Source organism: bacterium (genome assembly GCA_027622355.1).
GTDB lineage: Bacteria > UBA8248 > UBA8248 > UBA8248 > UBA8248 > JAQBZT01.
Genome location: JAQBZT010000117.1, coordinates 1 through 8,331, shown reverse-complemented (window position 1 = coordinate 8,331; position 8,331 = coordinate 1). Strand labels below are relative to the sequence as shown.

Genomic DNA, 8,331 nt, shown 5'->3' with positions numbered 1-8,331 from the left:
CGGCGGCGTCCACCTCCCCCTCCCGGACTTTCCGCAGGCGGGTGTCCACGTTTCCGCGGATGTCCACCAACTCCAGGTCCTTGCGGTAGCGGCGAAGCTGCGCCCTCCGGCGGAGGCTGCTCGTGCCGACCCGGCTTCCGGGGGCGAGCCCGCGGATGGACTCTCCGCCCCGGGAGACCAGTACGTCCCAAGGCGCCTCCCGCTCGGGTACGGCGCCGATGGTCAAACCCTCGGGGAGAAGGCTCGGAAGATCCTTCAGGCTGTGGACCGCCACGTCGATCCGCCCATCGAGAAGAGCCTCTTCGATCTCCTTGACGAAAAGTCCCTTGCCGCCCACCTGGTGGAGCGGTTGATCGAGGATCTCATCCCCCCGCGTCTTGATGACAATCTCTTCCACCTCGAGCCCGGGGTACATCGCCCGGAGTCTGGAGGCAACGCCGCTCGTCTGGGTCCGCGCCAAGGCGCTTCCACGCGTACCAAGGCGGAGAATGTCCTTCAAAAGTTTAAGAGTCAGTGCAAATCCCGCCTTTCAAGAGGGCGATACGTCATTGCCCCGGTTCATCGGATTGATGTCGTCCCCCATGCCGCCCACCCCGAACAGGCGATGCACGAGATCGATGGATTCCTGATCCATCTCATCTTCCGCCAATGCCCGGAGCACCGAGGTCGGCCCGTGCAGAACTTTGTTAACGATGGCCTGGGTCATCGCCTCAATTGCCTTGCGGTCCTTTTCCTCGAGGTGCCCCAGCCGCGCAAGGGTGCGCTCCAGCTCGCTTCGCCGAAGGGCATCCACGTTCATCCGAATGGTCACCAGGGTTTGGGAGAGCCCCTCCATCTGCATCCGCCGGGAGTAGTTCTCAAGCTCCACCTCGACGATTTTCCGTGCCTGCTCGGCCTCCTTCTCCCTTCCCTGAAGGTTCGCGGCCACCACGGTTTGCAAATCGTCCATGTCGTAGAGAAACACGTTCTCGATGTCGTTGACGGCCGGATCAACGTCGCGCGGAACGGCGATGTCGATGAGAAAGATCGGCGCGTCGCGGCGGACTTCGAGAGCGGCCCGGACGATCTCTTTCGTCACCACGATATGGGGCGCACCGGTAGAGGCAATCACGATATCGGCGGCCGCCATCTCCCGCGTGATGTTGTCGAAGCTGACCGCGCGGCCGCCCAGCTCGTTCGCCAGCGTCTGGGCGCGGGAGAGCGTCCGGTTGGCGACAAGAACCTGCCTTGCGCCGTGGGTGATGAGGTGGCGTGCGGCCAGCTCGCTCATCTCCCCCGCTCCAAGGAGAAGGACCGTCCTGCCCTCCAGCGAGCCGAAAATTTTCTTGGCCAGGTCCACCGCCACCGAGCTCACCGAGACTGAATTTTCACCCAGCGCGGTCTCTTCGCGGACTTTTTTGGCGACCCGGAACGCCCGGGAAAACACATCGGTCAGCATCTTCCCGGCATGGCCCGTCTCACGCGCCATGCGGAAGGCGTCTTTCACCTGACCGAGAATCTGGGGCTCCCCGATCACCATCGAATCCAGGCTCGACGCGACAAGAAAGAGATGGCGCAGGACGTCCTCACCGTGGCAGATGTAGAGATGCTGCGTCAGCTCTTCGGCGCGAATGTGACCCGATTCACAAAGAAAACTCTTGATGGCACCGACGCCCTCTTCCTGGTTGGCCGTGGCGCTGTATATTTCCACCCGGTTGCAGGTAGAGAGGATCACCTTCTCGTCCAGCCCGTTGTAGAGGGAGAGGCGGCCGAGAGTTTCCTGCAGCCGCTCGGGAGCGAAGTAGAGCTTCTCGCGCAGTTCCAACGAGGTTCTCTGATGACTGACTCCGGCCAGGAGCAGAAACATGGAGACCCCCTACAAGTGCCCGACCATGGCAAACACCACGGCGAGAAAAGCCACAATAGAAAAAACGGCCGAGCGCACTCCCTTCCAGCTTCTCGTTGCCCGGCAAACCAGCAAAATTCCGTAGCCAAACCAAACGACGACAAGTGGCAAGGTTTTGGCGGGGTCAAGGCTCCAGTAGGTCCCATGTGTGGATTTGGCCCACATGGATCCGAGCAAAAGGCTGGTGGTAAGGAATGTGAACCCGAAATAAAGCGTTTTGTGATTCAGGTCATCGAGAACATCGAGGGACGGGAGGCGCTGCAGCCATATGCCGGGGCGCTTTGATTTCAGCTCCCGGGACTGGACGATGTACATCCATGCCGCAACAAAGAGCAGGAAAAAGGCTCCGGCGCTGAGCATCGCCAGGACCGCGTGTCCCGCCAGGAGATAACCCTGCACCTCGGGAGAGCCCGCTCCCCAGGCGCCGGGAAAGGCAGACGCATAGCCCTCGAAGAGAAAACCCGCCGGCACGGCGAAGCCGCCCAACGCGATATCCCTGTACCGGAAGTAGACGAGTACATACAAAAAGAGGATCGCCCAGCCCAGGGTGCTCAGCCACCTTCCCCACCCCAGTTCCACGCCCGAGAGAAAAACGCTCCCCAGCTTCACCGAGTGGAGGGCAAAGCCCAGCAGCAGCGTTCCGATCCCGAGGTTGTAGAGAGTCCTCCGCTGGGTGAAAAGCGAATACAGGTGCGCAATGGTCGAAATCAGATAAAGACCCACCACCACCACCACCATGATTTCGCCCTGCTCCCTTGAAAAGAGCCCCCTCCAGGGAAGACCGAAAGGGACGAAAGCTCCTGCCCCCATCTGCGGATCGAATCCAACAGATTGATTTACCAGCACATACAGTAATATTTTCGGCAAACAACCGCCTTCAGTAAATATATACTATAAATATGGCATTTGGGCACGTTCCAAACCCGCTGAAAAATGGGCCAAAACACCTCCGGGGACGCCCCGGACACCACTTCCGCTGGAGGGGGGGCCGCGCCCCGGAGCCACCCTTGCCTGGAATCATCGGGGGAGCGATTCTATACTTCTCGTTGTACCTGCCCGGTCGCCCCCTGCGTCAGAGGATTCTTGATTGAAGCCACTTCCCCGCATCGACCCGCCGCTTTTGAACGCCAGCGGAATCCTCAGCTATCCCGAAGTCTTCGAGACCTTCGAGCGGCAAGGGGCCGCCCTCGGCGGATACGTGACGAAGTCCGTCGGCCCGGCCGAAAAAGAGGGGAACAACAATCCCGTCGTCGTTTATTCAGAGGCGGCGGATGAGCCCGTCCTGAATTCCCTGGCGCTTCCCACCCAAAGCCCCGGGGACTGGGAGAAGGATCTTTCCGAGCTTCGGCTCGAGCGATCGCGGCTCATCGTTTCCATCTACGGCGGAACGCCCGCAGAGTTCGCCAGCGTGGCGGAGCGCATGGCCCCCTTCGCCGATGCGATCGAGATCAACCTCGGGTGCCCCAACAAGGAGCCGGGCGAGGTCACCATCATGGAGAGCATCGGCCAGAACCCTGCATTGTGCGGAGAGGTGATGAAGCAGATTCGTGCGGTGACCGACAAGCCGCTGATCGCGAAGCTCTCCCCCAATTCCGACTACCTCGCCGTCGCCCAGGCCTGCCTGGACGCGGGGGCGGACGCCCTGGGATGCGGAAACACGCTGGGGCCGGGCCTTGCCATCGACCCGGTGAGCCAAAAACCCATTCTGGCCGGCACCACGGGAGGCATCAGCGGCCCGGCCCTGAAGCCGATCAATCTCCGAATGACCTACGAGGCCTACGCCCGGTTCGCCTGTCCGATCATCGCCTATGGCGGAATCGCCACATGGCGCGATGCCGTGGACTACGCCCTCGCCGGCGCCTGCATCCTGGGAATCGGGACAGCCTTCCTCGGGCGGGGAACTCTGGAGAGCGTCGCCCTGACGCAAGACATCTGGAACGGCGTCGGGGAATTTCTCCGCGGCGCTCCTTTTGAGTCGATCGTGGGTGCGAGCCACCGAAACAGGGAGGCGAACCCCGCACATGCGTAAAATGGCGCGCATCACGGAAAACCGGCGCGAGAGCGCGTGGACGCACACCCTCTTTTTCGATGCGGAGATCGCGTGCAGCCCCGGGCAGTTCGTCATGGTCTGGCTTCCGGGCCGGGACGAAAAACCCTTCACCCTCTCCTACCCCAACGCCATCACCGTGAAGCGCGCCGGCGGGTTCACGGAGCAGTTGACAGAACTGGAAGCGGGCGAGGTTATCGGCCTCCGCGGCCCCTTGGGCCGGGGCTATCCCGCACTCGAAAAGCCGGTTCTCATCGGCGGAGGCGTGGGAATCGCCGAACTTCGCCTTCTGGCGCTCGCATGCCGGGAACCCACCTTTATTCTCGGGGGCCGAACGGCCGATGAAATTCTCTTCCACGATGAATTCCAAAAGCTGGGCCCCGTCCACGTCGCCACCGAGGACGACTCGCTGGGCGTCCGCGGCCTGGTCACCGATCTCCTGCCCGTGGAGGGGAAAAGCTACGCAGTCTGCGGCCCTGAGCGCATGATGACCGCCTGTCTCGCACAGCTTCCCCCGGCGCGATCCTTTTTCGCGATCGAGCGGTATATGAAGTGCGCGGTGGGCCTTTGCGGGCAGTGCACCTGTTCGGGATGGCGGGTGTGCGTGGATGGACCCGTTTTTTCGGGAGAATCGCTTCGCGCGATGAGCGACTTCGGCCGCAGGAGAAGAGCCAAAAGCGGCCGTTGGGAAGCCCTCTAGCGATTTCTTCCACCCAATAACTAACTTTCTCTCTTTAACAGATTGTGTTACAAATAGTTTTGAGCTTTTACTCAAGTCAAATTCCATGTATTGCAGGAGGGACATTTTATCCGTCTGCAAGCTTTGGGCTGCTACGGTTCCAAAGAACCGGGCGCACACCTCACCTCATTCCTTTTGAACGGGAAGCTGCTGGTAGACGCCGGCTCTGCGGCTTCGCTGCTGTGCGCCCAGGACCTGTCCCAGCTCTCCGCCATCGTCATCACCCATCCCCACCTGGACCATATCGGCGAAATTCCATTCATCGCAGACAATATCTTCGGCACAAGGAAAGAATCCCTTCGGATTTTCAGTGTATCGAAGGTGCTCGACGCCATCCAGAAATTTCTCCTGAACGACATCATCTGGCCTGACTTCACCGTCATTTCCGATGGGAATGCCCCCGTCCTGAAGATGGTGGCCATTCAGGAGGGAGAAATAACCCGCGTGGACGGCATTGATTTTTCCGCCTACACCGTCAATCACGACCCGGTGGCGGTCGGCTATCTGTTCCAGGACGATACGGGCGCCCTGCTCTTCAGCGGCGACACGGGGCCCACCGAGAAAATTTGGAAGATCGCGCGCCAAACGGAAAACCTGAAGGCCATCCTGACCGAAGTTTCGTTTCCCAACCGCCTGGAAGGCATCGCCAACGTATCGAAGCACCTGACCCCGGACTTGCTCAAAAAAGAACTTGTAAAAATGCCCCGGGATGTTCCAATTTACCTTTATCATGAAAAGATCCGATTCTCGGAAGAAATCCGGGCCGATCTCGCCGCGCTCAAAGAACCGCGGATATGCCAAATTGAACAGGGAAAAACGTATGAGCTCTAGGGCTCTGCGCGCTTTCCTCATCCCCCGCGGGAGTTGGTAGGAAGATGATATTTAAAGGACTGTTCGGCAAGAAAAAAGACGACGACGAATTCGATTCGGAAGAAGGCGAAGCCAGCGCTCCGGACAACACCCTTCCGAACTACGACACCCTCGTCGCGATGTCGAGGCAGGCCAAAGCGTTTGCGGACTACAACCAGCGCAAGCTCTCAGCCATATCCTCGAAACTCGGCGATCTCGACAGAAATATCTTTCAAATGCTCCCTGCCCTGGTGCATCTCAACACTCCAGAGCTCCCCGGTTTCATCAAAAATCCGGATGATGTCTGCGCCGGCATCATGGGCTTCCGCGTCGATCAGCATCTGCTCAAATTGCTTGGCCAGTATTTCAGCGGACTCACGGATAACCCGCGCCTGCTCGCTCAGAAGCAGGGGGACGCAACGATCCATTCCCTGTCCGCGATGGGGAGCCTCGCGACCATCGCCCAAACCGCCAAAAGCGATTTCGACATCTGGGTCTGCATCAACAAGGCAGATTTCACCGAGGGGCAGCTGAGCGCCCTGGACTTCAAGCTGAAGGCCATTGAAGAGTGGGCGGACGACAATCACTTCGAAACACATTTTTTCGTCACCAATATTGACGATGCTCGCGAGAACCGCTTCGGCTCCTCGGATTCCGAGAGTGCCGGCTCCGCCCTGGGAAAGCTCCTCAAAGAGGAGTTCTACCGTACACACACCGTTTTCGCCGGGAAGCCGCCTCTTTGGGTAGCGATGCCTCCCTTCATCTCCGACGAGGAGTACGAAAACCTTCGGGAGGTGGGTGCGACGAACTACCAGCTTTTCGACATGAAGAAGTTCATCGACCTGGGCAACGCACAGCGGATTACCATGAAAGAAGCTTTCGGGGCCGCTCTCTGGCAGCTCAACAAAGCCCTGGGCAGCCCCTTCAAGTCCGCCATGAAGATGGCGCTGATCGAAGACTACATGGATTCGAAGTCCGACCTGGGCCTTCTTTGCGATCAACTGAAGCATACTATCTTCGAGCTGGCCGCCCAGGCCGCCGACGGCGAAAAGAAAGACTCGCTCGGGGGCGGAACTCATCTCGACGACCATCCCCAGCGCCACCAGCTCGACGGCTATCTCCTGATGTTCAACCGGATACTCGATTACTACAAAAAGCAAGAACGCGAAGATCTTCAGAACATCCTCCGGAAGTGCTTCTATCTCAAGGTGGGGGAAACCATCAAGGGAATCAACGATCCACAGCGCGCCAAATCCTCCAAAAAGGACATGCTCGCCGAACTCATCGGCGGGGGGGGGGGGGAAGACGCCGACATCCTCGATCTGAACAGCTACAAGGAATGGCCTTTCGACAAAAACCTGGCGCTGGGCAACCAGGTGAACAGCTTTATTTTGGACTCCTACAAGCGCCTCTCCCAGTCCGGCGCCATGAAGGAAGTACAAATCAACCCGACCGACCTGACTGTCCTCGGGCGAAAGCTGTTCACCTTCTACTCCAAAAAAGAAAACAAGGTCGTCTTTCTTCCCAAGAGCTTTGAGGACAGCCTTTTCCAACATGAGCTGACCTTCCGGTACATCCGGAACCCGCAGAAAAGAACCGGCCTCTGGCAGGTTTACCGGGGCGCGCGCTCCTCCAACGAGCTCGAAAAGGAGAGCTCCAAGGACCGTCTTTTAAAGCAGACCTTCAAGTTGCCCGAGCTTCTTCTCTGGCTGGTGATCAACGGCGTCTGGACGAAGAACACGCATACTTCCATGGCATCGAAAGAATCCCCGATAACGACCGCCGAATTTCAGGACATGCTCCAGTCCATGATTTCCTTTTTCCCGCAGGTGGACGTGGGCCATCTTTCGAACGAAGTGCTTCTCCAGGAGGCGCAAAATGAGAAAATTTTCGTCATCCTGAATCTGGAAGCCAACAAGATGGAAGAGCACGTCCAGAGCATCGACATCCTCTCGCACACCTCGTGGGGAGAGTTCTTCTACGAGCAACCCGAGGGCGAGATGAACCAAGTACGCGCCCTGGAGGCGTGCCTGAAGCACCTTTCCGCGGTAACCGCCAACTTGGACGAGACGCTCAAGATCTACATCCCGACGGGAAAAACCGGGGTCGGAAACCGGCAGATTTACGCTGACTTCGATCACAGCATCCGAGAAGCCCACGAATTCTTCTGGGGCACTCCCTTGCCCCCGCAAACGATGCGCACTTATGTATTCCATGGAGAGCGCGCCATCGCCTCCTTCACCTGGAACGGCGAGAAACTTTTGCTCGGCCAATACCACAACTTTGACCTCTTTTTCCAAAAACGCGAACACGGCGAAATGCTGAACCACGAGTTGAGTGTCGGCTCTTCGCCAACGAAACTCTTGCACCAGCAGGCGCTGAACTCCTGTTTTGAACTCAACTCCATCCAGGTGTTCGCTTTCGATGACGGGGTCAATACCCACATCTATATTTCAGATGAAATGGGCGGCACCTACGCGACCGTCCTGCCGCGCAAATCATGGACATATTACGGTATCCGCCTGTTCGTTTTCCTGAGCAACATCATCAATCAGATTGTTCAGGAAACGCGGTCCGAGGGCCTGGCGGCTTTGAGGCCGGAGCTCCATTTTTACGACATCCTGACGACGGGCCCGAACAAGGACAAGTTCAAGATCGAAGAAACTACGCAGAGCTTCATGAAGGGTAGCGCCTCCAAGCAGGTCTTGGCCGAAAGGGTGGCGCTGTTCGAAAAGCGGAATCCCGGCAAAAAGTCAGACCTCGTTTTCCGGGTCAACGCCGAATCATTTTCCGGCGCCGAATTGGGCGGAA

Annotated in this window: 7 protein-coding genes; 4 read left to right on the top strand and 3 right to left on the bottom strand. The window is 58.6% G+C overall.

Translation table 11 applies throughout. The features are described from left to right. From hemC to ccsA, 3 genes are all read right to left on the bottom strand, one after another. Nucleotides 1-460, bottom strand: a 460-nt coding sequence (gene hemC, locus O2807_08240) for a hydroxymethylbilane synthase (protein ID MDA1000489.1), incomplete at its 3' end; no start/stop codon positions are given. Between the two features lie 69 nt (nucleotides 461-529). Continuing rightward, complete coding sequence (gene hemA / locus O2807_08235; GenBank protein MDA1000488.1) at nucleotides 530-1,846, bottom strand: glutamyl-tRNA reductase; 1,317 nt, start codon at nucleotides 1,844-1,846, stop codon at nucleotides 530-532. Nucleotides 1,847-1,855: 9 nt separating this feature from the next. Further along, on the bottom strand, nucleotides 1,856-2,695 hold the full coding sequence (gene ccsA / locus O2807_08230) for a cytochrome c biogenesis protein CcsA (GenBank protein ID MDA1000487.1): 840 nt from the start codon (nucleotides 2,693-2,695) through the stop codon (nucleotides 1,856-1,858). A 277-nt stretch (nucleotides 2,696-2,972) separates the two neighbouring features. Here ccsA and O2807_08225 point away from each other — a divergent pair, with 277 nt between their 5' ends. The 4 genes from O2807_08225 to O2807_08210 all read left to right on the top strand — a co-directional run. After that, a complete protein-coding gene (locus tag O2807_08225) occupies nucleotides 2,973-3,914 on the top strand; it encodes a tRNA-dihydrouridine synthase (GenBank protein ID MDA1000486.1) in 942 nt (313 codons plus the stop codon). Next, the gene (locus O2807_08220; protein MDA1000485.1) at nucleotides 3,907-4,632 is read left to right on the top strand and encodes a dihydroorotate dehydrogenase electron transfer subunit; all 726 of its coding nucleotides are present in this window, start codon (nucleotides 3,907-3,909) and stop codon (nucleotides 4,630-4,632) included. Before O2807_08225 ends, O2807_08220 begins: the two co-directional genes overlap by 8 nt. A 174-nt stretch (nucleotides 4,633-4,806) precedes the next feature. Next, nucleotides 4,807-5,502: a 3',5'-cyclic-nucleotide phosphodiesterase gene (locus tag O2807_08215; protein MDA1000484.1), complete on the top strand. Its 696-nt coding sequence runs from the start codon at nucleotides 4,807-4,809 to the stop codon at nucleotides 5,500-5,502. 44 nt (nucleotides 5,503-5,546) lie between these two features. Then, the coding region (locus O2807_08210; GenBank protein ID MDA1000483.1) for a class I adenylate cyclase at nucleotides 5,547-8,331 on the top strand (2,785 nt) is incomplete at its 3' end.